Source organism: Levilactobacillus bambusae, assembly GCF_003124125.1.
Taxonomy (GTDB): Bacteria; Bacillota; Bacilli; order Lactobacillales; family Lactobacillaceae; genus Levilactobacillus; species Levilactobacillus bambusae.
Genome location: NZ_QCXQ01000005.1, coordinates 20,036 through 44,335, shown reverse-complemented (window position 1 = coordinate 44,335; position 24,300 = coordinate 20,036). Strand labels below are relative to the sequence as shown.

General features: G+C 51.8%; 19 protein-coding genes. 2 read left to right on the top strand and 17 right to left on the bottom strand.

The features are described 5' to 3' along the window. Nucleotides 1-82 precede the first annotated feature (82 nt). From DCM90_RS07615 to DCM90_RS07600, 4 genes are all read right to left on the bottom strand, one after another. Entirely contained in the window at nucleotides 83-1,051 is a 969-nt protein-coding gene (locus DCM90_RS07615) for a 2-hydroxyacid dehydrogenase family protein (RefSeq protein ID WP_109250776.1), read from the bottom strand. 1 nt (nucleotide 1,052) lies between these two features. Beyond that, nucleotides 1,053-1,682, bottom strand: coding sequence for a TetR/AcrR family transcriptional regulator (locus DCM90_RS07610; RefSeq protein ID WP_109250775.1), 630 nt, complete (start codon nucleotides 1,680-1,682; stop codon nucleotides 1,053-1,055). Nucleotides 1,683-1,842: 160 nt separating this feature from the next. Continuing rightward, complete coding sequence (locus DCM90_RS07605; RefSeq protein ID WP_191981032.1) at nucleotides 1,843-3,459, bottom strand: YfcC family protein; 1,617 nt, start codon at nucleotides 3,457-3,459, stop codon at nucleotides 1,843-1,845. Between the two features lie 261 nt (nucleotides 3,460-3,720). Beyond that, nucleotides 3,721-4,557 (bottom strand): LysR family transcriptional regulator, encoded by an 837-nt coding sequence (locus DCM90_RS07600; RefSeq protein WP_109250773.1) that lies wholly within the window; start codon nucleotides 4,555-4,557, stop codon nucleotides 3,721-3,723. Nucleotides 4,558-4,674: 117 nt separating this feature from the next. On the opposite strand from DCM90_RS07600, the gene DCM90_RS07595 reads away from it, so the two are divergent. Continuing rightward, nucleotides 4,675-5,661, top strand: a complete 987-nt coding sequence (locus DCM90_RS07595; RefSeq protein ID WP_109250772.1) for a TDT family transporter — start codon at nucleotides 4,675-4,677, stop codon at nucleotides 5,659-5,661. Between the two features lie 77 nt (nucleotides 5,662-5,738). Here the strand turns inward: DCM90_RS07595 and DCM90_RS07590 are convergent, their stop codons facing one another. The 3 genes from DCM90_RS07590 to DCM90_RS07580 form a co-directional block, all read right to left on the bottom strand. Further along, nucleotides 5,739-6,932, bottom strand: a complete 1,194-nt coding sequence (locus tag DCM90_RS07590) for an SAM-dependent methyltransferase (protein ID WP_109250771.1) — start codon at nucleotides 6,930-6,932, stop codon at nucleotides 5,739-5,741. 167 nt (nucleotides 6,933-7,099) lie between these two features. Next, complete coding sequence (locus DCM90_RS07585) at nucleotides 7,100-8,743, bottom strand: aryl-sulfate sulfotransferase (protein WP_165815252.1); 1,644 nt, start codon at nucleotides 8,741-8,743, stop codon at nucleotides 7,100-7,102. A gap of 18 nt (nucleotides 8,744-8,761) precedes the next feature. Further along, a complete protein-coding gene (locus DCM90_RS07580) occupies nucleotides 8,762-10,519 on the bottom strand; it encodes an aryl-sulfate sulfotransferase (protein WP_225366004.1) in 1,758 nt (585 codons plus the stop codon). Between the two features lie 294 nt (nucleotides 10,520-10,813). On the opposite strand from DCM90_RS07580, the gene DCM90_RS07575 reads away from it, so the two are divergent. Continuing rightward, nucleotides 10,814-11,215: a pyridoxamine 5'-phosphate oxidase family protein gene (locus DCM90_RS07575; protein WP_109250769.1), complete on the top strand. Its 402-nt coding sequence runs from the start codon at nucleotides 10,814-10,816 to the stop codon at nucleotides 11,213-11,215. Between the two features lie 237 nt (nucleotides 11,216-11,452). On the opposite strand, the gene DCM90_RS07570 is transcribed toward DCM90_RS07575, so the two are convergent. The 10 genes from DCM90_RS07570 to DCM90_RS07525 all read right to left on the bottom strand — a co-directional run bounded on the left by DCM90_RS07570 (nucleotide 11,453) and on the right by DCM90_RS07525 (nucleotide 24,141). Beyond that, the gene (locus tag DCM90_RS07570) at nucleotides 11,453-13,987 is read right to left on the bottom strand and encodes a M1 family metallopeptidase (RefSeq protein ID WP_109250768.1); all 2,535 of its coding nucleotides are present in this window, start codon (nucleotides 13,985-13,987) and stop codon (nucleotides 11,453-11,455) included. Between the two features lie 153 nt (nucleotides 13,988-14,140). Then, nucleotides 14,141-15,142 (bottom strand): dTDP-glucose 4,6-dehydratase, encoded by a 1,002-nt coding sequence (gene rfbB / locus DCM90_RS07565; protein WP_109250767.1) that lies wholly within the window; start codon nucleotides 15,140-15,142, stop codon nucleotides 14,141-14,143. Between the two features lie 14 nt (nucleotides 15,143-15,156). Next, nucleotides 15,157-16,071, bottom strand: a complete 915-nt coding sequence (rfbA, locus tag DCM90_RS07560; protein ID WP_109250766.1) for a glucose-1-phosphate thymidylyltransferase RfbA — start codon at nucleotides 16,069-16,071, stop codon at nucleotides 15,157-15,159. 104 nt (nucleotides 16,072-16,175) lie between these two features. Beyond that, nucleotides 16,176-17,651: a lipopolysaccharide biosynthesis protein gene (locus tag DCM90_RS07555; RefSeq protein ID WP_109250765.1), complete on the bottom strand. Its 1,476-nt coding sequence runs from the start codon at nucleotides 17,649-17,651 to the stop codon at nucleotides 16,176-16,178. 14 nt (nucleotides 17,652-17,665) lie between these two features. After that, nucleotides 17,666-18,988, bottom strand: a complete 1,323-nt coding sequence (locus DCM90_RS07550; protein WP_165815251.1) for an O-antigen ligase family protein — start codon at nucleotides 18,986-18,988, stop codon at nucleotides 17,666-17,668. After that, nucleotides 18,981-19,925, bottom strand: coding sequence for a glycosyltransferase family 2 protein (locus DCM90_RS07545; protein WP_109250763.1), 945 nt, complete (start codon nucleotides 19,923-19,925; stop codon nucleotides 18,981-18,983). Before DCM90_RS07545 ends, DCM90_RS07550 begins: the two co-directional genes overlap by 8 nt. A gap of 22 nt (nucleotides 19,926-19,947) precedes the next feature. Next, entirely contained in the window at nucleotides 19,948-21,066 is a 1,119-nt protein-coding gene (locus tag DCM90_RS07540) for a glycosyltransferase (RefSeq protein WP_109250762.1), read from the bottom strand. A gap of 4 nt (nucleotides 21,067-21,070) precedes the next feature. Next, entirely contained in the window at nucleotides 21,071-21,670 is a 600-nt protein-coding gene (locus DCM90_RS07535) for a YveK family protein (protein WP_109250761.1), read from the bottom strand. A 42-nt stretch (nucleotides 21,671-21,712) separates the two neighbouring features. After that, entirely contained in the window at nucleotides 21,713-22,846 is a 1,134-nt protein-coding gene (locus DCM90_RS07530; RefSeq protein ID WP_109250760.1) for a DegT/DnrJ/EryC1/StrS family aminotransferase, read from the bottom strand. Nucleotides 22,847-22,869: 23 nt separating this feature from the next. Next, nucleotides 22,870-24,141 (bottom strand): glycosyltransferase family protein, encoded by a 1,272-nt coding sequence (locus DCM90_RS07525; protein ID WP_109250759.1) that lies wholly within the window; start codon nucleotides 24,139-24,141, stop codon nucleotides 22,870-22,872. Nucleotides 24,142-24,300 lie beyond the last annotated feature (159 nt).

The window sequence follows — 24,300 nt, the reverse complement described above, 5'->3', positions numbered from 1 at the left end:
GAACGACTCCAATTNNAAATTGGAGTCGTTCCTTTTTATTAGACTCGTTCTTACCACATAGCCTAATAGTGATAATTAACCCTTACTTAACCCCATTAACAACATACTCCGGGACTTTCCCCTCGGCGACCTTTACGGCGTTATCGGCAACAATCTGGGCCATCGCTGTACGGGCTTCAACCGTTGCGTTCCCAATGTGGGGCGTTAGAATGACGTTTGGTAGGGCCTTAAATCCGGCATCCACGTTGGGTTCGTGCTCGTAAACGTCCAGTGCTGCCCCGGCCAGTTCATGGTCTTCAAGGGCTGAAAGTAACGCCGCTTCATCAATGATGGGCCCCCGTGCAGCGTTGATCAGGTAGGCGGTCGGCTTCATGGCCTTAAACTCGGCCGCCCCTAACATATGGTGGGTTTCCGGCGTTAGCGGACTGTGGATGGTAATGACATCCGCCTGCTTCACCAGTTCAGCTTGCGAAACAAAGGTCGCGCCCAGTTCGACCTCCTGGGCCTTCGTTAACGGGTGCCGCTGACTGTATAGAATGGGCATGTCAAACGCATGCATCCGTTTTGCTACGGCCTGACCTATCTGTCCCATTCCGATGATTCCCAGGGTTTTACCAGATAGTTCATGACCCAAAAAGTACAGGGGTGCCCACCCGTCAAACCCAGTTGTCCGCATCACCCGATCACCTTCAACGATTCGGTGCAGCAGGCTAATAATGAGGCCGGTGGTTACTTCGGCGGTGGACGTCGTGGAAACCATCGGCGTATTCGTCACCGGAATGTGCCGGTTGGCGGCCGCTTCCGTATCAATATTATTGACTCCCGCGCCAAAATTAGCAATGAGCTTGAGATCTGGATCGGCCGCCATCACGGCATCGTCAACGATCGTCGAAAGCGGCGTAATTAATATGTCCTTACCAGGAATCTGATTCAAGAGTTCGTCGTGTGAAATGAGGCCCGGTCCGTCATACTCGGAAATATCCAGGCCCGCCTGTGTTAGAATTTCACGTGCGTTAGCAGGCAGCTTTGCTGATAAGTATACTGAAGTCATCTTAACTTCCTCCTTCGTTGTAAGCCTGAAAAGCAGGTAGAACAACCTGATCCACCAAGTTTTCCACGTAGGTATCGGTAATCTTTTCGGGGTCCGTCATGGCCTGAAATAGGATGAGCTGAAACGGCACTAGCTTGACGTCATCCGTTACGGGATGGTTGATTTCACCGGTGGCTGCAGCCTGGGCCAAGATTCGGTCCATCCAGTAAAGGTTTTGGCGCCGCAAATCAGCCATGATCTGGTTAATTTGCGGCGTTTTCCTACTGAGTTCCGCTAAAAACGCCTGCATAAACTGATAGTCAGTCCCAAAAAACTGAAACGACGTTCGGAGCCGGCCCACCGCATAGACGAGGTTATCCCGTAAGGAATGGGCGGTTAAATCCACCGATTCAGGGGTTTCGTCTTGGGCATCCGAAAAGTACTGAACCGCATCGTATAGCAAGGCAAACGGACTCTGCCACCGGCGGTAAAGAACCGCCCTAGCCGTCTTAGCCCGTTTAGCAACGCTAGAAAACGTGACGTGGTCGTACCCCGCCTCAGTTAAAATCGTGAGGGCGGCGCCGTAGATCGCCTGCATCAATTCCCGATTTGATTTTCGTGGGGTGCGTTTCTTTACTGGTTTGTCAGTCATACTCTTCCTCCCAAATCGGACTCCTAATTTCCTTCATTATAACGCATCTCACACCAAACCCCGCTAAAAAATAAGGATGGTGACCAAGGCCAATTAAAAATCGCCCCAATCATCATCCAAATTTTGCGTAACCAAAACATCGTCCGTCTAGCCAATAAGATTAGTACACTAAGACTTCCGCAACTAGTAATCCCCCACCAAAGACAAGCAGGAAGACCACGACCGGCCAGACGAACCTGAGCCAGTGGGAATACTTCATATCAAGCATTTGCAGGGTGGCCATCACCAAACCGGTTGGTGCGAGGAACAGCATGGCGTACTGGCCAAACTGGTAGGCCGTGACTACCGCATAGCGGGGGATGTGAACCGTATCCGCTAGTGGTGCCAAGATTGGCATGGAAAGGACAGCTAAACCTGACGAGGACGGTACAATAAAGCCTAAAATAAAGAAGATCACGAGCATTACCAGAATGAAAATTGGTCCACTCATATGCGACACAATCGAGGAGGAGAATTGTAACATGGTATCCGAAATCATTCCCTCGTTTAGCACCAGGTTAATTCCCCGGGCTAACCCGATAATCAATGAGACCCCGACTAAGCTCGCGGCACCATTCACAAAGGCATCGACGACACCCTTTTCCCCGATTCCGTTTGGTCCGGTTGCCGTAATAAACATAATGATAATGGCAAAAAACAGGAAGGATGACGCCATCGTTGGGAACCACCAGCCCTGAGACATGACACCCCAGACCATGATGGGGAACGTCACCACAAAGAGAACCAGAATGATTTTCTTTCTCAGCGTAAACGACTTGCCAGCGTCATCGCCAACGTGATTTTCTAGCGTAATGGTGGTATCAGCCGTTGCTGTTTCATCAGTCACCGCGACCGTTTCAGTCGTTGAAGTCGGCGCAACCGCCCACATTTTATTGAAGGAATCATGGTCTTCATAGGAATACGAAAACGATGGTTGGGTCTTAACCCGTTTGCTGTACCAGTAAAGGTAGGCCAAAACGAAGATGGCCCCGACAATACAGCCAAAGATCCGCCAGCCCATTCCCTCGGTAAAACTGATTCCCGCTGCATTCGACGCAATCACAACGGAGAACGGGTTAATCGTGGAAAACGCGGTCCCTACCGAACTTGCCAGGAAGATGGCCCCGACACAGACGATCGAATCATAGCCCATGGCAATAAATACCGGCACTAAGATGGGGTAGAACGCCACCGCTTCTTCCTCAATTCCACACAGGGTTCCACCGAGCACCATGAGTACCGCCACCAAGAAGATCAGCATAAATTCATGCCCCTTGGTCTTCTTGGTTAACGCCACTAGGCCGGATTCAAACGCCCCGCTTGCCTTAACCACCCCGATCAGGCCCCCCAGAACGAAAATGAAGACCATAATATCAACGGCTTCAATCGTTCCTTTAACCATGCTGGTTGTGACCGCGCCCGGTCCAGCGGGTTTCTGTTCCAGTCGTTCATATGTATTGGGAATGGAAATGGGGGCGGTAATCCCGCCCGATGTGAACTGTTTAATGTTGATTTTAACCCCTAGCTTATCGAGTTCCTTTTGGGTGCTAGGAATCTTGGACACCTTTCCGTGCGGGTCCGTAATTTGCAGCTGCGAGTGACTATAGGACAGTTTGGAATAGGATCCTGCCGGGACTAACCACGTTGCTCCCACTGCGACGATTGTTAAAATGAACAGAATGACAAACGCGCCCGGCATTTTCAACTTGAACTTTTTCTTCGACTTCTGCTTAGCCATCAACTCTTCCTCCTAGTACAAATTTATGTATCCGTTTACATAAACGATTATGCCATATCCCCGGTTTTTGAACAAATGTCGATTAGTCGACAAACATAATTTCATACATGAATTTAAAGGGACCTCACCAACTTAACCTTCCCCGTCGGTTCCCTACCGATGGCGGTTAGACCAATTTCATCAACTCCCCGGGACCACCACGTTCTTTCAACCGTTAAATATCCATTTAATTAATTTTTATACAAATATTATCCATCACCCTTAATCCGGGTAAACCTGCTGAATAACGTTAATTAATAGGTCATAGGTCGTTTCTAACGTGCGCTTATCCAGTCCCAGCCCGTACAAAAAGTATAGGGTCCGCTGAAAGTGAGGGTTCAAAGCAGTATAGGGCATCCCCGCTGGCAACATGCTTTTTGACACCACCGTTTCGCCAATCCCCTGCTGGACGAGCGTCATAATCAGGTCGTTTCGGTTAAGGACGATGGTGTGCTCGGGAATCACATCGTACTCCTCAAAGAAAAGGTTCGTGTAGTGTTCAATTCCCGACCCGGGTTCCCGAATCAGCCAAGTGCCGGTCGGGGTACCAATTCGAACCAGCTGATCGGACGCGATGTTTTTTCGGGCCACAATACTCGTATCCGTCAGCATTGGTTTTTCCACGATCCCCATATCCAGCTTTTTACCGTCAATGAGCCGGGAAATCGCTTCGGAATTGCTGGCTGTGATGTTCCAGTCAAAGTCGGCCAGCTGCTCGTGGGCCCGCATTAAAAACTGGGGGGCGGTCGTGACGGCTAAAGTTTGCGAAAAACCCAGCCGAATAATCCGCCGGTGATGGTCGTCCACGTAGCGAATTTCATCCTGGGTTTCCCGCCAGAGCTGCCGCATTCGAATGGCCTGCCGGTAGAGCACGTCGCCCGCCTTAGTCGGAATAATTTCTTGGCGGTACTTCCGCACAAATAACGGGGTCCCCATCTCCTTTTCGAGCTGTTCAATTCGGACGGAAACGGTGGGTTGAGTCACGAAGAGTTCCTTTGCCGCAATCGAAAAACTCCGGCTTTCGTACACACTAATGAAGGTTTCCAACGCTTGATTCATCTGACTCACTCCTTACTATTGAATATTTTTATTATAACAATAAAAATAATTGTTTTGACTTATCGTTTAAGACTTTTTAAAATAACGGTATAAATTACGGAAGAAAAGGAGTACAACATGATATCTATCTTAAAGAAATTGCCAATGGCCATTTGTGGGTTGATTTTGGGGATTGCTTCCTTGGGGAATTTATTTGTTAACGAAAAATTAATCGGGCCCGCCAACTTTTGCGGCGGTCTAGCGATCTTCTTAATGTTCTTCGTGGTCATTAAGCTCGTTAGTTCGTTTGAAACCGTCTGGGCGGAAATCAAAAACCCAGTGGCAGCCGCTACGCTGCCAACGTTTACGATGGCCATGATGGTCATTGCGACCCACCTCGGGCGCTGGGGCCTTCATAACTTGGGCCTCGGCCTCTGGTTAGTCTCCATCGTGGTTCAGTTCATGATTACCGGGACGTTCATCTACTTCCATTTGATCAAGCCGGAAGTCGGCATTGAACACGTCTACCCAAGTTGGTTCGTGACCTTCGTTGGAATCGGGGTTGCGCCCGTTACCGCGGGCCAGTTCATTCCGGAACTAGGCCGAATTCTCCTGGTCGTGGCGCTGATCTTCTACGCAATTTTACTGCCAATCGTCCTTTGGCGACTATACCGGTACAAGGAAATGCCAGAAGGCACCCTGCCCCTCATCACCATTACGGCAGCCCCCGCTTCCCTATGTCTATCCGGGTACCTCTTCTCCTTTAACCAAATCAACATTATCTTTGCGGTTGCCATGGGGATTTTAGCCCAGCTGCTCTACTTTGCGACCGTCCTAACGATGATTCGGATTTACGTTTCGGTTCGGCACTCCCTGCTGAAGTTCTTCCCGAGTTTTGCGGCCTTCACCTTCCCAATGGTGATTTCGGCCACCGGACTCTTCATGCTCTTCCAAAAGCTTCCATACACGGCGGTAACCCCATTCTTTACGGTGCTCTCCTACGTTGAACAAGGCTTTGCCATCTGTGTGATCCTCTTCGTTCTGCTGCAGTACAGCCGGTTTGTCTGGGGCCTCATCACAGCGCACCATCAAGAATCCATTATGAAACACGAAACACTCGGGTAAGTGATTTACCAAAAAATGATGACCCGGTTTGATTGCACTTTAATCAAACTGGGTCATCATTTTTAGTTGTCATCGGGTTACGCTTTAATCTTAGTATCCGTTGTGGCCATGTAGTCCCGCGTCATGGGTAGGCCGGTACTACTTGGCTGCTTAGTTAAGAGGTACTGCATCACATCAATGTTACCGGATTCAAACGAAGCAGCACAAGCCTGAAGGTAGAGGTCCCACATCCGGGCGAACTCTTCCCCGTACTTAGCAATCACCCGTTCCATGACCGCATGGTAGTTTGCCGTCCACAGTTCCAGCGTTTTTTGGTAGTGGCGCCGTAAGGGTTCAATGTCCGAAAACTGCAACTTTGCATCCATGATATGGTTGAGGTTTTCGGCAACGTTCGGAATGTAGCCCCCTGGGAAAATATATTTTTCAATAAACGGATCTTCTCCGGCCCCATCGTGCTGACCGGTGATTCCATGAATCAGGGCCCGCCCATCCGGCGTCAGCAAGTCGGCAACCTTCTGAAAGTACATTTCCAGGTTTTCCTTCCCCACGTGTTCAAACATCCCGACGGACGTAATGTAGTCAAATTCTCCCCGAACTTCCCGGTAGTCTAACAGTTGGACGTCCACTTGACCTACCAATCCCCGTTTTTGGATCTGGTCCTGCGTGTAGTCGTACTGCTCCTGGCTTAATGTTACCCCGGTGGCCGTTAACCCATATTCTTCGGCCGCCATGAACAACAGGGTACCCCAGCCGCTGCCGATATCCAACAGCCGTTTGCCAGCCTCTGGGTTTAACTTATCTAAAATGTGCCGATCCTTATTTAACTGGGCTTGTTCCAGAGTATCATCGGCGTTAATAAAGTAGGCGCAGGAATACGTTAACGTGGGGTCTAACCACATTTCATAGAAGTCATTACCAATATCATAGTGGCTTTGAACGTCCTTTTGGCTGGCCTTTTCTGAGTGAGAAATTTTGGGCAGGTGCTTTAAGAACGGATTATTGGTTAGGAAACTGTCCGTGGTCCGGTAAGCGGACGCCACCAATTCCTGAATGCTGCCCTCAATCTCAATGTCCTTCTTCATGTAGGCCTCGCCCAACACCAGGGTGGGCTGGTTCGTCATTTCCTTTAGCGGGATCTGTTGGTTGAACTTAATTTTAACCACCGGTTCCCCGTCGCCGTACACTTCCGTTTTGCCATCCCAATAGGTAACCGAAACCGGAATATCAAAGGCCCGGCTAATTAACTGACTGTAGACTGTCTTCTCTAACACTTTGAATCTTCCTCTCTTTTTGACGGTGTCTAAACACAGTTAGTGTGCAATGCCCCCCGAACTTTGTCAAGAAATCGCTCCCCAAAGCGGAGGGGCACAAAAAAGCCCGCCAGCGGGACTTAGTCGACGTGGACCAAGTGCTGCTGGCGGAACCTTTTATGCTGGTATTAATCCAGGTAGATTGGCAATCGTTCCGCCCGGTACGTCCAATCCCCCGTGGGGAAATCGGTCCGGTTCACGGCGTACACGATTTGATTAGTCTTTCGGTTCACTTCCACAAACTCACTGCGTTTCCCGGATTCACAGTAGCCAAAGTTCAGTAACGAATTTTGACCGTTCAGCCGGTAGCTGCTGCCGATGATGTTCGTAAAGTTGGCCTTGCCCAGGGACTGACCAAACGTCCATTTTTGGCGCACCGTCATCTTCTTTACGTTGATGTCATAAATCGCTCCGTTGGAGTACTGCTTGGACGTCTTTTCGGCCCCCCGGGTTACCGTGACGTTATTGTTATAAAATTCCAGGCGCTCGGTATTCCCCGTGAACTGACCCGTCTGAATCAGCCCCGCCGCGTGTTGACCACCGTTCCAGCTAAACGGCGTTCCCACCTGCTTTAAGAGGTACTTCTGATACTTTTTCGGCCAGCCCTGGTGGCTTCCGAAAATCCATTTAATTTTCATGGTCTTCCAGTCTAGCGCTAGCACGGTACTTTGGTTCCGGCCCGAAACAAGGAGCTGCTGGCGCCGATTATCAAAGTAAATGGTGTTTTGGTGGAACCAATCCACCTTCCCGTCGGCCCGTTTAGTCGCCGTGTACGTCGTGTAAGCCGACGCCGGGAAAATTTTCTTTAGGTCAATTACCCGCATAATCTTTCCGGTCCGCCGGTTCAGTTCAATCATCGTATCTTCAACGTACTTTGAACCGCCGTCATCCACGGTCAGCATCAGGTTGCCATCCGGCAGCTCAATTGCATCGTGGTGAATCACCGTGTTGGCGCTCGTCTTATGAGGGTCCTTGCGGGTAGGAAAGACCCCCTTAAAATCATATTCCCGGTAAATTCGGCCGTAGTAGTCGGTTTCAACCAGGGTGTTATACTTTCCGTTCTTCGATTGGTATAAAACCAGCAGGTGGTGATTTTTCAGCACCTTAAAGACGTGGGCAATCGGCCGGCTGGAATACCAGCGAACGTTGCCAGCCGTATCTAAGCCATAGGTTAATCCTAGACTAGAAACCGCAAACGTCAGCTGGTCGTTCCCCTTGCCGAGGGCCATAACCTGGGGTTTCGACGTCTTAACGGTGTTTTGCCCGATTCTTTTTGGGGCCGCCTTCGTGGTTAGGGTTACCGTCTTAGTGGTCACCCGGCCACTCGCCGACTTCGCGGTCAGCGTCACTTGATTGGCCTTGCCGGCAGCCAACCCCGTGATCCCAACTTGGTGGTGGCGCTGATACCCCTTCACCGTATGGGTAATCGTCGTTTTCTCACTGGTCCCAACGACCTTCACCGTTACCTGAGTCGCCCGTGGCGTGGTAAACGCCACCAGGGCCGTCAAGGGACTAGTCTGGTACGGATTCAACTTGACGTACGGACTGGCTAAGGTATTGGCCTTCCGGTGGGCCTGCGTTTGATAGCCGTCAGCCAACCGGTTATCCCGCTTAACCCGAGTCTGACTCATCGTTGGCTGCAAGTTCTTTTTAATCTGTGCCGTGGACAAGGTTTCCGAGGCGGTTTGGTGATCCGACTGATGACATCCCGCCAAAATGGACCCTAGCCCCACCGTTACGAGGGCGGCCAGGCAAATCTGCTTACTTCCCATTCTCATTCCCCATTTTAATTATTCATACGTTTTGGCTAGGCTGCCATCGTTGTCCGGATAGAGCGAGAACCGTTCGGCCCGGTACGTGTAGCCCTTGTTTTCCAGGTTCGACATCTCGAGGTTATAGACCAGGTCGCCGTTCTTCGTGACCTCCCGGATATTACTCTTCGTTCCTAAGCTCAGGTACCCAAAGTCCAACAGTGAGTTGCCGTTATACAGGTACCGGTTGCTGCCAATAATTGGACTAAAGTTGCCGGTACCGAGGGACGCTCCATAGGACTGAACCTTTTTAACCTTCTTGGTCTTCGGGTTAATTCGGTACGTGATTCCCTGTGAATACTTACCGCTGGTCTTTTTATCCCCGTAAGTCACCGCAATGTTATTATCAAACACCTGCAGGTACTGGTTCGTGCTGGTGCTATTGGGCAGTAATATGGCAGCGTGCTGACCACCGGTATACGGGGTCCCCTTATCCGCCGTTAGCAGGTACTTCCGGTATGCCTTTGGCCAACTCGACTTCGTCTTGCTGGAGTAAATCCACCGCCACTTCAGGGTCTTGTAGTTCAACCGCATCACCATATCCTGGTTCCGGGACGAGACCACAATATCGCCGGTCTTTTGATCGTAGTAGATTGAATTCATGTGCAGCCAATCCCGCGAATTGCCGGTTAGCTTCGTGTTGTTATACATACTTGCGGGGAGAATCTTTTTAAAGTCGATGACCCGGGTGATCTTTCCCGTTTTATGATCTAACTCAACGATCGTATCTTCAGAATAGCGTTTCTTCGAGTTCTTCCGGGACGTCATATTTTCCGTCCCATCCGAAACGGTCAGCAGGTAGTTGCCGTTTGGCAGCTGGACCGCGTCATGGTGAATCAGTGTGTATTCATCCGATTTCACGGGGTACTTTTTATTCCCTGCGTTCGCCGAATGGGTTTCGGTCGACAGGTCGTACTGTTTATAAACCCGGCCCAGGTAGTCTTCCTCCAGAATTTCATTGTAGACTTTGGCGCCGTTATTTTTCTTGGCCAACCGTAAAATATGGTTGTTCTTTAGCTGTTTAAACACGTGTTGGTTGTAATCCGTGGAATACCACCGAATGTCCCCCTTGGCATCCACCCCGAACGGTTGGTGCGTAGTCCGAACTAAAAACGTCAGCTTATCGTTGCCCGGACCCAGGGCCATCTTCGACGTCTTGGCCGTTTTGACGTTAAACTTAATTTTTGCTAGGTTGCTTGGCAAAGCGGCCGTTTTCATATTGACCGTCTTCGTCGTGACCTTGCCCGACTTGCTGGTAACCGTCAGTTTGACCCGGTTGGTTTTTCCCGCATACAGTCCCATTACCGGAATACTATGCTTGGTCGTATACGACTTATACGTCGTGGAAATCGTTGTTTTGGCAGTTTTACCCGGTACCGTCACCTTAACCTTGCTGGCCTCCGACGTTTGGAAGATGACCAGTCCGGTTAACGGCGACCGCTTGTACGGATTAACCTTAACGTAGGGCGATGACAACCAATATTTGTTACTGGTGGCCGCCTTTTGATACGTGGCCACCAGCGCCTTTTGACTATCCTGTCTGGTGGTGGACAGCTTGGAACCAAGGTTCTTCTTAATCTGGGCGTCACTAATGACCCCGTTCTTCTTCTGGTTGGCCTTGGAAACCGTCGTCACTCCGTGTGACGCGGAGATGACAGACTTTCCGCATCCAGCCAGGATTAGGCCGGATAGCCCAACCAACCCTAATGTAACCAAAAACGATCGTTTGATCTTCAATTCGAAACACTCCTTTGAACATGAATTGAACATCCCCGGCGAATTTGTGGCTGACACCTCCCATCAGCAATTCGACATGTACTCCATTTATTTAAGGCTTGAATTTTGAAGATTATGTGAAAAAACCATAATCTTAATATTATGGTAATAAAATATAAATAGCTTATAATGAAACGATTTTCGGAGGCTGCTTCACAATTATCAAATCAAAATGCTTCTTCCTTTGTCTTTTCTCCTCAGACTGGTACAGTTAAGGTAACGACTAGTGGATTGAAACGAGAGGAGTCGATTAATATGGTTACTGTGACACAGGATATGAAAGATATGATTGAAAAACAGTTAGCGTACATTGCAACGGCTGATACGGCAGGGAATCCCGATGTAGGTCCTAAAATGACCATGCGGCTCTACGATGATTCCCACTTAATCTATAATGAATTTACCGGCAAACAAACCCTTAAAAATATTCAGCAGACGAGTAAGGCGGCGGTGGCTTTCGTTGACCGGCAGGCAATGAAGGGCTTCCGGTTCTCGGGCCGCGCGGATATTTATTCGAGTGGGCCCTTCTACGATTCCGAAGCGGCCCTTGAAAAGGCTGCGGGCCGCCCGGCACCAAAACAGGTTGGCGTCATCCGTATCGACCAAATTTTCCTCCTGGATATTGGCCCGAAGGCGGGAACCCTTGTGTCGGACTAAAGGTCCATGAAATTACTTCCCGTCCGCACCAACTCAAAAAGCTCATGACCATCGCGTTTCCCCACAGCCATGAGCTTTATCTGAGTGAATCAACGACGCCCTAATAATCAAGCTGAAACACAAGGTGTTCCAGCAGCAAAAAAGAGAGAATGACCCGATCCGATGAGCTTTTAACCGGATTAGGCTGTTCTCTCTTTTTGGTGTTCGGCCGTCTTAATCAGGGTTCACACCGAGCCCCTATTTAACCGATTGTGATACGGCGGCGTTAACGGCTGCCTGTTCCTGCTTAATGAGGTCAACCCGACTCTCGATGATCTTAGTGTCCATCGTAATTTCACGGGTCAAACCTGGCGTGTTGAGTTTAGGATCAAAGAAGGCCTTGAATTCATCTAGCCGGGTCTGCGTCTTGAAGACGTTGGCAATCGACGTAATGAATCCGGTAAATTCCATGTCGCCCCCCACGGTCTTTTCCATCCACGACCAGTCGTTTCGAATCCAATCCCACGCAGCTTGTTGGCCCGCATCGTTAGCTAGAACGGCAGGGAACCAAGCCCGTAAGTCTTGCGGCTTAATGATTTCAGGCTTTTCGAAGTCTGTAATCAATTGATCGGCCTGACTGCTGATCGGGGTACTAGCCAGGGCTGCTTGCAAGTCAGCCTTGTAGCTGGCATCACTCGATTGACTGTATTCGTTGACTAACTGGTTAAACAAGTCGTCGCTGTTGTAGTTCTTAATTTCGTTCGTTAAGACGAGGGCGCGGACCTCAGCCGGCAGATCAATCAAATGGTTGGCGGTGTCGGAGAAGAGCGCGTGGGCCGATGCTTGGGCATCCTTGTTACCCGCATAAAGTGCAGCGTTAAGGATGTATGGCCGCGTCATTCGGTCATCTTCCGTGTCTCCCGTTTGGTTCGTCCAGCCTAACCGGGCAACTTGGTGGTCACTCAATTGGCCTAAGAATGTCTGCAAGTGGCTTTCTTCTGCGGTGTCAGGCAAAACAAATTCCTTGAGGTCGCTGGTTATCCGGTATAACCCGGCCGTCACAATGGCAGAGTGGTTATCGGCAAAGCGTTCCAGCATTGGGACCACTTGGGCAAACGGAATTTGGCGACCCTCAGCTAACAGACGTAAGTCCTGCAGAACTTGAAGTTGGGAAATGGGGTCAAACTGATCCATTTCCGCTTCGATATCAGCCATTAAGGTGTCATCGTACTTCACAATAAAGTGCGAGTTGTTTCCGACGTTCAGACGGAAGGCCTGCCCCGCCTTTTTCCGAAGGTCCTGGTAATCACCAAGCGTTATCGTCTGGTCCTTCATAATGGTTGGCACATCTTCATAGTTGCCGTTCAGTGGAATCTGCCAGAGCCGGCCTTCATCCTGGCCTTCGCCAATGAAGAACTGTTTTTGCGACAGGGTCAACTGGCCGTTGACAACGGCTGCGTTAACAACGGGATAGCCCGGCTGTTCCAGCCAGGAATTCATAATGCCGCCGATGTCTAATCCGGAAGCGTCCCGTAAGGCAGCCCAAAGGTCAGCTCCGGTGGCGTTAGCAAAGTGATGGGCAGCAAAGTAAGTCTTTAAGCCCTGCCGCAGAGCATCATCCCCGATTAAGGCCCGGACCATGACGAGCATCCGGGACCCCTTGGCGTAAACAATGGCACTATCGAACAGCGCCGCAATTTCAGCTGGATTTTCCACCTGAACGTGAACGGGTTGAACCCCATCGGTAGCATCCCGCTGAAGCGCCTTTGGAACTTCCAGCGTTTGGAAGGTTTCCCAAATGTGCCAGTCGGGCTCAAGAGCGTCAACCGCCACGTATTCCATCATGTTGGCAAAACTTTCGTTTAACCAGAGGTCATCCCACCACTTCATGGTCACAAGGTCCCCAAACCACTGGTGCGCAAGTTCGTGGGTCACCGTTGTGGCAACGTGCTGCTTGGTCTGCATCGACGCGTTCTCGGGATCAAACAGCAGGTAGGATTCCCGGTAAGTGACTAAGCCCCAGTTCTCCATTGCCCCGGCCGAGAAGTCAGGGAGGGCCAGCTGCCAGGAATGCGGCAGTGGATACGGGGTCTCGTAGAAGTCTTCGAAGAATTCAATGGCCCGCTTTGCCATGTCCAACGGAAAGTCCAGTTCGTTCATGTCGTGAGCCTTCGTTGTGAAAACCCCGATTTGAACGCCGCTCTTAGTTGTGGTCTGCTTGCTTTGGAGGTCCCCGAAGGCAAATGCAATGAGGTAGGACGACATCCGCAGCGTGGTGTCAAAGTAGTGAACGCCATCGGTCACGTGATTTTCCGGCATGTTGGCAATAATGGTTTCCCCCGGTTTTTCATCGTACTTAATGGCTAAGCTAAACGTTGCCTTAGCTTCGGGCTCATCCACGCACGGAAAGGCCTGCCGGGCCGATGTCGTTTCGAACTGGGTGCCGACGATTTCCTGCCGTTCCCCGTTCAATTCGTAGTAGGACGGGTAGATGCCCATCATCGTATCGGTCAAAGGTGCGGAGTAATCGATGACTAAGGTCACGTCACCGGCCTGGGACAACTCGATGTTGATGGTTTCAGCATCGTTATCCAGCTTGAACGCAACCGGCTGACTGTCCGCCGTCACGTTTTTGACCGTCAAATACTTCTGGCTAATCGCAATCGATTGGTCAGAGGCGTGGCCCTGAATGGTTGAAGTTCCGGTAATGAGTTTCTTTTCCCGGTTAATATCAATGTAAAGATCATAGTGATCAGGTTGAAATGCATCATATAAATGGTTAGATTCTGTCATAACTGCCTCCCATTATTCTAGATTAGCATTATTATACCGCTTCCCGTCGAAAGGTGGGTCAGAAAGATTAGATTTTTATGAGAAAAACAAGCACCGCCGTCAAAGTCCCAGGGAGGACTTGGCGGCGGTGCTTTTAATTGCCTGATATGGACCTTACTGACCATTCATCGCATACCCCTGTTCCACCGCTGCCTTATCCGTTAGCCACCAATCCTGGTGGGTTCGGTACCAATCAATGGTTTGGGCCAGTCCGGCATCAAAGTCGAGGTAGGTCGGCTCCCACCCCAGTTCATCGCGGAGTTTGCCCGCATCAATGGCGTACCGTAAATCATGACCCGGCCGGTCAGCTACGCGATCGTAGGCGTCACTTGGCTGATCCATTTGTTTCAGAATCATCTCTAAGACGGCCTGGTTTGACCGCTCGCCATTCGCTCCGATCAAGTAGGTCTCACCCAGTCGACCCCGGGTTAAGATTTCCCAGACGGCACTGGAGTGATCATCCGTGTGAATCCAGTCCCGGACGTTCTGACCGGTCCCGTACAGTTTTGGCCGCTGCCCCATCAAAATGTTGGTAATTTGGCGCGGAATAAACTTTTCGATGTACTGGTACGGGCCGTAATTATTGGAACAGTTGGAGATCGTTGCTTCCAGACCAAACGACCGCACCCACGACCGCACCAGCATATCGGCACTAGCTTTGGACGCCGAATAAGGGCTGCTGGGCTGATACGGAGAATCAGGGGTAAAAGCCGGCGCGCCGGTTAACGGCAGGTCACCGTATACTTCATCCGTTGAAACGTGGTGCAGCCGGACGTGATGGTGCCGGCAGGCCTCCAGAATTTCATAGGTGCCGATAATGTTCGTTTGCATAAACGGATCGGGATCCCGCAGCGAATTATCGTTGTGGCTTTCGGCCGCATAGTGAACCACCGCATCAACGCCAGCCACTAACTGGTTCACCAGCAGGCGATCGGTCACGTCCCCCACCACCAGTTTGACCCGGTTTCCCTCTAATCCGGCTAGGTTAGCCCGGTTGCCGGCGTACGTCAGTTTGTCCAGCACGGTAATCTGAATTTCGGGGTGGTGAGTCGCCACATAGCGGACAAAATTTGCCCCGATAAAGCCGGCGCCGCCCGTTACTAAGATTTTTTTCATTATTCTACCCTCCATTAGGCTTGGTAAACTTGACCGAACGCCACCACCTGATTAGCCATTTGGTCATCTTGAATGAGGTTCAACAGGTACTTGCCGTAGTCCGACTTCTTAAGCGGCTGCGCAAGGATTGCCAGTTGTCGGGCGGTAATGTAGCCCATCCGGTAGGCAATTTCTTCTAAGCAGGCCACCTTGACGTTCTGCCGTTTTTCAATGGTGGCAATAAAGCTGCCGGCGTCCTGCAGGGATTCGTGGGTTCCGGTATCGAGCCAGGCAAACCCCCGGCCCATCACCTCGACGTCTAACCTTCCCCCGTCTAAATAAACGTTGTTAATGTCCGTGATTTCCAACTCGCCCCGGTCGGACGGCTGAATTGTGCGGGCAATGTCCACCACCTCGTTATCGTAGAAGTACATACCAGTAATGGCGTAGTTGCTTTTGGGGTGCTTAGGCTTTTCCACAATCGACTTAGCGTGCATGTGGGCATCAAAATCAACGACCCCGTACCGTTCCGGATCACTCACGTGGTAACCGAACACAGTAGCGCCCCCACGCTTTTTAGCGGCGTGGTGCAGCAGATCGGACAGTCCGTCACCGTAGAAGATGTTATCGCCCAGCATGAGACAGACGCTGTCGTTCCCGATGAAGTCAGCGCCAATGATGAAGGCCTCGGCGAGTCCATTTGGCTGATCCTGTTCAGCATAGCTCAGCTGCATCCCGATTTCTCGACCGTCACCCAGTAAATCCTGGAACCGGGGCAAGTCCCTTGGTGTTGAAATAATCAGGACCTCTTGAATGCCCGCCAGCATAAGCGTTGACAGGGGATAGTAAATCATTGGTTTATCGTATACGGGAATCAGCTGCTTTGAAATTCCCCGGGTTACGGGATAGAGTCTGGTTCCGGATCCCCCGGCTAAAATAATCCCTTTCATTGAGAACGTCTCCCTTCCTGACGATTCACTCGTTATTCGATGGTGTAACTATACCCAAAAAGTACGGTTGATTTAGGGGAAATTCGTGAAGTTTCTGAGAAGTTCTAATCCACCGCTAACCCACGCCGCTTCGCCAATAATCGGTTCACCATCTGCCAGCAGGAATGGAATTCGTGAAGCCGCATCAGCCAGCTGCCGCCGACGTAAAGGCCAATTCCCACTAGAATTTCAATTCCAAGCGCCCACCAGCTCATGGGCAGCATCACCGTTAGTCCCTTGACGCCGATCCCCATCCCCACTACGAGCAGGGTAATGCGCCACCCTGATTTCAGTTGGGCCAGGGCGCCGAACTGAATAAACCGGCCGGCCACCGCCGCATCGACTAGGTAGCTGAAGGCGGCGTGCGCTACGAGCAGCCACATTAATCCCGCCAGACTCAGGTGCAGAAGAAACGCCGTCCCAAACAGCAGGAGGCCCGAACCCTTTTCCACAAATTCTAGCCGCAGGTTCCAGTCGGAACGTCCGACCACCTGCAGAATATTCAGGTTAAGCGCCTGCAGCGGAAAGAAAAGTCCGGCTAGACAAAGCGGCATCAAGTACTGGGCGGCTGGCAGCCATTGGGGTCCGAACACCAGGCCTAAAATCTGGTCGCTTAAGAGTCCCACCCCAACTAAGACCGGAAACAACAGGTAAACGGCGTGGAGAATGACCTTCTGGTAGCCGTGTTTCAGGGCCGTCAAATCTGCCTTTTGCTGGCTGAATGCCGGGTAGCTGACCTTCTGGATGGCCATCGTTGAGGTATCCGTCACCGACTGGCTAATTTTTTGGGCGTTGGTAAAGTACCCGAGGGTGGTCACGGAGTAGAACCGACCGATGATCATGGTCAGCAAGTTGTTATATAACGTATTGATGAGACCGGCTAAAGTGAGTTTCCACCCAAAGGAAAACAACCGGCTTAACGCCTTGAGGTCCAGCTGTTTCACGGGATGCCATTGAGCGGTTTTCAGAAACCCCACCGTTTGCAGCAGCTGACCGATAATCATTTGCCATACCATGCTCCAGACCCCAAACCCGTTAAGCGCCAGCCCCACCGCCACTATCCCAGCGATAAGCGAGCTCACAAGGTTAATCTTCATCTGGGCCTTAAAGGCCATCTGGCGGGTTAAAATGGTCCGGCTGATTAGGCTCAGGGCGTTAATCGGGAGAATCACCTCCATCACCCGGAGCGTCATAACGAGGTCGGGCGTGCGGTAGAAGCCCGCAATGGCGGGGGCGCTTAAATACAAGACCGCATAGAGTCCCACCGATAAGCCAATGTTGAACCAAAAAACGGTGGCGTAGGCGGCGGGGGTCACCCGGTCCTCCCGAATTAAGGCGTTCTGAAAGCCGCTGTCAATGAGGGACTGGGACAGGGCGGTAAACACCATCAGCATCCCGATCAACCCGAAGTCGGCGGGCACCAGTAACCGGGCCAGTAAAATTTGAATGGCTAACCTTAGGCCTTGGTTTCCCACCAGTTCGACTCCGGTGAACAGAAAACCGGCAATAGTTTGACGGCGCAGTTGATTTGGTTGTCCCATGGGGTGCACCTCCTTTAGCTGGGGTTGACGTCCGGGAGGGGTTCCCGACCGGGTTTGACCAGCAGACTGGCAACGGCAAAGATAATCATGAAGATGGGAAAGAGTTTGACGCCGTTAGCAAACTGAACGGCACAGATGGCAATCAGCGTTAGACTCGTTAGCTTGCCTAACCGCCCCCTTGCCCACGTCCGCCATATCCAGTTCACCATCATGCAGACGTAAACGAGAAGTCCCAACGGTCCCACTTCCAATAATAAGTTGATGAACCAATTAAAGGCCGAAGTAGTCTTCAACTGAGGCCCGGCATTCAGCTCAAGGTAGCTGGACAGCATGTTGTACCCCACCCCAAACCAGTGGTCCTGGTACTGGCCCAGTGCAATCTGCATGTTTTGGTAGCGTTCCTGATTTCCCTGATCCCTTAAATCCAGCGTCTGAAGGGACTCTTTGACGGCGCCCCAGACGTCGTTTTCCGTCATGACCCGCCCCATTTTGGGGGCCAGTATGACGAGGCCGATTACCAGCAAGCCCCCAACAATAATGAGCTGGGCCGCCAGCAGAACCGATGACCCGTCGTGCCGTCGATCCCACATTAACCAGCAGTACATCACCAGTAGAACAACAAGCAGCACGGTATTGGCCGACCGAGAAATCACGAGGAAACTTAGCATCATCAGAATCACCAGCCACTTGCCAAGCGTCAAGCGTTGAAAGTACAACGTAACGACCAGGGCCGCAATCAGGAAAACGACGTAGTAGGACGTTTCCAAAAACAGCCCGGAGGCCCGGTAAGCCGTGATAAAACTCACGTCAGCGTCTTGCGTCTGCTGGGCAGACCAGGGCAGTGAAACGAGGTAGTTGGCCTGGGGGAACCAGGTGTATAGGCTGAAAAATTGCCCGCCCCGCCAAAAAACGTACTGCCCCACCGACCAGAAAACGTTAATGACAATGCCCCACCAGACCCCGCGAAAAATCGTCGGCAGCCGATCAGGCAGGCAAAGGACGGCCAGGTAAACGCCGGTGGCTAGCCATAGACTAATCTGACCGTTGAAAAAGCTGCGCATAATGGTGGGCTGGTAAATAAAAATCGCCGTCATGGGGATAATCGAGAAGAAGCAGACAACGAGAAAGGCCCAGTACCACGGGCTAACCCGGGACAATGCCGTTACGAGCCGGCTGCGATCCGTCATGCCCACCCAAAGCAGCAGCATCAGGGCCACCACGTATACCCACAGAATGGGGGTTTGACCAACTAGAATCAGGTAGACAGAATCCGTACAGGCAAACAGGCCCAAGAGAAAGGCGAATCCGGTTGTCATGCCATGCGTTAGTTTAGCCATAGAGATGCACATCCATTCCGATTAGCCGCCGGTAGACCGGCCAGCAGTACCGCCAGCCAAAGTCCTCCAGTCGCTGAACTGGGGAGAGGCCAAGCCCCGATTGACTCAGCCGTGTCAACTCATTACGTAAGGTTCTCATCCGGCTTGGTTCAGCGTGCCCCCGAATTTCTCGGCGCAGCAGGTCCATCTGATTCAGGTAGGCCTGCTGGCGGGCTAACCGGGGATGCTGACGCTGGCTGCCCGCTTCAATCCGGCGGGCCACCGTTGCAATATCCAGGTACTTAGGGTGAAACCGGGGTTGGCGGGACGCAGAATTAGCGTTCACTTGGTAGTCATAAATGACCGTCGCCACAAACTGACCCCGAGTTGCCCGCTGAATAATCTGGTAGAGGTACCACCGATCTTCGTTAATACAGAGGGTTGAATCAAAGGTCACCTGAGTTGCTAGCGACCGACGAATGAGTTTGGTCCACAGGTTCATGGGAATGGTTCCGGTCAAGAACTGGCTCATTAAGGCCTCGGAACCCTCGTAGGATCCAGCCTGTCCGATGATAACCGACCGGCCCCGCTTATTCCTGGTGACCGCCTGGCCGCCCACAATATCCGCATGGGTTTCAAAGGCTCGTTCCGCCAAGGTCATTAGGTAATTCGGTTTCAGCCGGTCATCAGCGTCCGCAAAGATAACATATTCCCCGCTGGCCTGCCGGAGGCCTAAGTTACGGGCCGTGGAAACGCCCCGGGCCGGCTGCGATAGCTGTTGCGCCTGGAGGGTCGTTTTAGCAAGGACCCGGCTTAGGGTTTTGGGACCTTGATCTGTCGACCCATCATTAATAAAAATAACGTCGAAGTTCGGGTACGTCTGGGCGGCCAAATCAGCCACAAACCGTGGGAGATAAGCAGCGGCGTTTTGATACGGCACAATCACACTAATGAACATGGTTTCACTTCCCCTCTTAATTTTAATGGGCTAACAATTCCCGGTACCTTGCGAGTAGGTCGGGAGCGGCTTGAGTCACGTCGTATCCAGCCCGCTGAACCTGCCAGCGGCCCTGATGCCGGGATGCGGCAGGCATTCGGCTGGCTTGTTCAATCCGGTTAATCCAGACCGCCATATCAGCGTCTAAAGCCACCACCTGGTAGTGATCGCTAATTTTTGCCACTGAATCAACCGCCGTGGAGACGACGCAGGGCACGCCCGCCGCCTGAGCTTCTAATAGGACGACTGGCAGGCCCTCATGGAGTGACGGCAATAGCAGCACGTCCGTTGCCTGTAGTAAATCTGCAACGTCGGTGCGGTACCCCATTAACCGGACGGCATCCGATAACCCCAGATTCTGAATTTCAGTTCTGATCTGCGGCATGAGATCACCGCTGCCCACCAGCATCAGAATGGCATCATCGTGTTTTTGGTGGTACCGGGCAAAGATCTGCAGTAGTTGGTGGTGGTTCTTAGCCGGGCTAAAACTTCCGAAGTGCCCGAGCACCGTCTTATCCGCAAGCCCCTCCGCCTGCCGAACTCGCTTTCTCGTGGCGGCTGCGTATTCTAACCGGTCGAGGTGGATCGCATTCGGAATGACCGTAAAGTCATGGGTGCCAAATAGCCACCGTCCCGCCTGGTTTGAGCAAGCAAACCGGGTTGTCACAACCCGCTGTAGCGCTGGTTTCATTGCGGTTCCCAGCCACTGTTTGATCTGACTATCCGTAAAAAACGCCGTATTATGAGCGTGAATAATCCGAACGGGAATCCCAGCCCGCTTGGCGGCCCGCAACACGCCCACACACTTGCTGGAGGCGTGGGCGTGCAGGACATCGTAATCTGCTGACTGCTTAAAGTAGCGGCGGGCCTGCTGACTAAGTCTCAGCAGGTCCAGCGGCGTTTTCATCGGATTTGGCAAGCGGTGAATGGCAACATCCGGCCCAAACTTATCCGCCATGTCACGATCCGTCGTTTGGTCCAGCGTGAGGATGGTAACCTCGATTTCCGCCGGGTCAAACTGGGCAATTGTCTGCTGCATCAGGGTTTGAATCCCCCCCGCTGCCAGTGTGTCCACAAAGTAAAGTACCTTTAGTCTTTTCATGCCGTTACCCTTCCTTCTTCAAGTTCGGCACCATCAGGCCAAGGACTAGGAGTGATCCGAAGACAAATCCGGTGACGGCGCCAATCATGGTAACCAAACTAGTACTGGTCGTCTTCGACTTATCCGAATAGGACGTTGGGGTAATTGGTTTAACCAAGAGCTGGTCACCTAGCCGGTTGGCCTCCTCCGTAAAGGCGTCACTAATTTCCTGGTTAATGGTTTGGGCCCGCTGTGGTGAACTAGCCGTCGTCACGAGGTGAATCAGGTTCGAATCCTCCTGGTGCTGCAGTTGGACCTGCTTGCCCAACTGGGTCGTCGTCACATCAATTCCGTCTGATTTTAGATGGTGCTGGGCCCTAGACAGCACGGCCTGACTGGTTACCAAATCCTGGTACCCGGCCACTGCGGTATTCAGCTGATCGCCCGTGATCCCTTCCGTAACGCTCTTCTTGGATTGAATGACGAGTTCGCTTTTTGCTTGGTAGTGTGGGGTCACCGCATAGGTCACGATTCCCCAGCCTAGCAATCCGCCAATCAGGGCGAACACTACGCTTAGCCACCACCAGTGTTTTAACGTTTTTGAGGCTTTCGGTTGAATTTTCATGAGGGGCTCCTTTCCGGTGAAATAATCTGCAATCGGTTACAATTAACCGTTGGCAACGGATTGAGTCTTCACTCCGCACACCTCTCGGATAATTGCGGTAATCCGAAGCAGGTCGCTAATGGCAAGGTCGGGATAGAGCGGGAGGGTTAAAACCCGGTTCGCGTAGTCGGCCGCAATGGGGGTAATTTGCACGGTGAATCGGGAGGCGATACCCGGACTATCGCTGGTTAACGGCGAGAAGTATTTGCGGGCGTTAATTCCTTCCTCTGCCAGTCGATCAAACACCCGATCCCGGGTACGCCCGTCAACATCATGAAAGATAACGGGAAAGTAGGCGGCATTGGGTTCGGCCGCTGCTTGAACGGGGTTCACTTGAACGCCAGGAATCGCCCCCAGCTGTTTGCGGTAGGCTCTCACCCGGGTCTGACGGGCCGCAATTGCTGCGTCCAGGTGGCGTAAGTTGCAAATTCCCATGGCGGCACTGAACTCATTCAGTTTGCCATTTATTCCAACCTCTACGGGTACCCCGTCGGCTAACCCGAAGTTCTTCATCTGTTCGACCCGGGTCTTCGTTGCGTCATCCCGCACAACAACGGCGCCCCCCTCAATGGTATTAAAGAGCTTCGTGGCGTGGAAACTGTAGGTGACGGCATCCCCGTAGCTTGCGAGGCTCTTGCCTTTGTATTGGCAGCCGAAGCTGTGGGCCCCGTCGTAAATAACCTTCAAATGGTACTTCTTCCCCAGCCGTTCAAAGGCCTCCACGTCACACACGTTCCCATAAATGTGAACGGGCATAATCGCCCGGGTTTGCGGGGTAATGAGGGCTTCCACCTTAGTGGGATCAAGTGTAAAGGTTTCGGGATCAATGTCCGCAAACACCGGAGTTAACCCGTTTCTCACAATGGCGTGGGTGGTTGAGGCAAACGTAAACGGCGTGGTAATTACTTCGCCATCCTGAACCCCCAACGCCATCAGAGCCAGCTCCAACGCCATGTGCCCGTTTGTCACGAGGCTTAAGTGGTCGATCCCGAGATAGTCCTGCAGCTGCTGTGTGAGTTCTTGGGTTTTTGCGCCGTTATTCGTGAGCCACTTGCTTTGCCACAGTTCCGCAATTTCATTCGCATACTCCGCAAACGGCGGCATCGTGGATTCGGTTACCATAATTTTTTTTGACATCATTGGATGCTCCTTTCAGGGAACTAAGCCTGCGTTTCGGCTGCCCGAACGTGTTGGACAATATTTTCTCGCATATGGCCGTATCTGCGCGGTCCCAGCAGGCGCACGCCCAGCCAATTCAGCTCCGTCTTCCAACGGGGATCGGCGTTAAAAGTTCGGGCGGGAAAATAATGCCCCTTCATCATCTTTTGAACGAACCGTTCGTGTTCATCAAATTGACGGGCAAAATCCGGTTTGGAAATCTTGAAAAGTGGCCGGTGGGTATGACAGTAGCCGCCCACCAGAATGCGGTCGAGCCAATCGGTAATCCCGACTGGGCTGGGTTTACCAAACAGAATTTGGTCGGTCGTCCAACCCATCAGGCCTAACGCCTGGCTTTCCGGCGACATGACGAGGGTTGGGATCCCTTCGTGATGGGAGACGAGCGTGGAACCCGCCGATGAGATAAAGACGTCCACCTGCCGGAAAAATCGCCTTGGAATAGGCAGTAAGTAACCAGTAATGAGCAACTCTAAGTTAGGGACGGCCGCACACCGGTCAATTAACCGGTTTTTAACGGTTTCGTCAGCCGTGTCCCCAATGAGGGTGAGGTGAACCTGCTTTTTTTTGTAACGCTCGCAAAATTCAATCACCGCCGTAAGCATCTCGGCTACGTACGGTTTTTCTAGTCGCCCAATGGAAGCAACGTGGTAATCCGCTAACGGTAAGTCATCGACCGGTGTCGGTTGGCTCGTATCCGCCACGACGTTGCTGTCGGGGGCTTTCAATAGGTACCGTTGGTAATCGGGCACCCGGTGGCCCGGCAGGAGGTAATCATAAGTTACGGGTGATAGGACTGCTAACTGCCGGTGGGAGAGTTTCCAGCCGATGAAATCCCGCTCCCGGGACTTTAAACGAGTATCGGCCGTGTACTCATTAATAAGGTAGACAAAATTTTGGCCGCTCGTTTCCTGAGCCAGCAGTTCTGCCCATAAAGCTTCGGTAATATCGTGACTTTCGATGATTACGTCGTCACCCACCTGGTAATCAATCTCGGTGAGGAACCGGTCCAGAATCCGGCGAACCCGCTGACGGCTGAATAGGCTGGGAGCGTAAGCCAGTTCATAGATGAGGTGATCCCGAAAGGGTAGGAGTTCGGGGTAGACAATCACATCATCACGGTCCCCCATCCGGGAGTAAACGTAGGGCACGTGACCGCGATCCTTAACATCATTAACCTTGTTCCGGGTATAAATTAGGGAGCCTCCGATTTCGGTTCCGCGGATCACGTGGGTGAAAATAACGTACTTTTTCATATTCAGTCGCCTCACTTTTCTTAGTGGTTGTGCATATCACTTGATTCTTGAAGCTTTTTTCGGTTGTCGTCCGTTTGAATGGTGCTAGTATGTCTGAAAAATATGCCGGTTTTGTGAAGAGACTAAGTTTCTACGGTGAAAAAACCGTGAGTAAATACA

Coding starts and splice junctions, on each gene's coding strand:
- DCM90_RS07595 (WP_109250772.1), top strand. CDS start 4,675: ATGATATCTATCTTAAAGAAATTGCCAATGGCCATTTGTGGGTTGATT.
- DCM90_RS07605 (WP_191981032.1), bottom strand. CDS start 3,459: ATGGCTAAGCAGAAGTCGAAGAAAAAGTTCAAGTTGAAAATGCCGGGC.
- DCM90_RS07555 (WP_109250765.1), bottom strand. CDS start 17,651: ATGGGACAACCAAATCAACTGCGCCGTCAAACTATTGCCGGTTTTCTG.
- DCM90_RS07535 (WP_109250761.1), bottom strand. CDS start 21,670: ATGAAAATTCAACCGAAAGCCTCAAAAACGTTAAAACACTGGTGGTGG.
- DCM90_RS07570 (WP_109250768.1), bottom strand. CDS start 13,987: ATGACAGAATCTAACCATTTATATGATGCATTTCAACCTGATCACTAT.
- DCM90_RS07585 (WP_165815252.1), bottom strand. CDS start 8,743: ATGGGAAGTAAGCAGATTTGCCTGGCCGCCCTCGTAACGGTGGGGCTA.
- DCM90_RS07610 (WP_109250775.1), bottom strand. CDS start 1,682: ATGACTGACAAACCAGTAAAGAAACGCACCCCACGAAAATCAAATCGG.
- DCM90_RS07540 (WP_109250762.1), bottom strand. CDS start 21,066: ATGAAAAGACTAAAGGTACTTTACTTTGTGGACACACTGGCAGCGGGG.
- DCM90_RS07615 (WP_109250776.1), bottom strand. CDS start 1,051: ATGACTTCAGTATACTTATCAGCAAAGCTGCCTGCTAACGCACGTGAA.
- DCM90_RS07600 (WP_109250773.1), bottom strand. CDS start 4,557: ATGAATCAAGCGTTGGAAACCTTCATTAGTGTGTACGAAAGCCGGAGT.
- DCM90_RS07575 (WP_109250769.1), top strand. CDS start 10,814: ATGGTTACTGTGACACAGGATATGAAAGATATGATTGAAAAACAGTTA.
- rfbA (WP_109250766.1), bottom strand. CDS start 16,071: ATGAAAGGGATTATTTTAGCCGGGGGATCCGGAACCAGACTCTATCCC.
- DCM90_RS07545 (WP_109250763.1), bottom strand. CDS start 19,925: ATGTTCATTAGTGTGATTGTGCCGTATCAAAACGCCGCTGCTTATCTC.
- rfbB (WP_109250767.1), bottom strand. CDS start 15,142: ATGAAAAAAATCTTAGTAACGGGCGGCGCCGGCTTTATCGGGGCAAAT.
- DCM90_RS07525 (WP_109250759.1), bottom strand. CDS start 24,141: ATGAAAAAGTACGTTATTTTCACCCACGTGATCCGCGGAACCGAAATC.
- DCM90_RS07550 (WP_165815251.1), bottom strand. CDS start 18,988: ATGGCTAAACTAACGCATGGCATGACAACCGGATTCGCCTTTCTCTTG.
- DCM90_RS07530 (WP_109250760.1), bottom strand. CDS start 22,846: ATGTCAAAAAAAATTATGGTAACCGAATCCACGATGCCGCCGTTTGCG.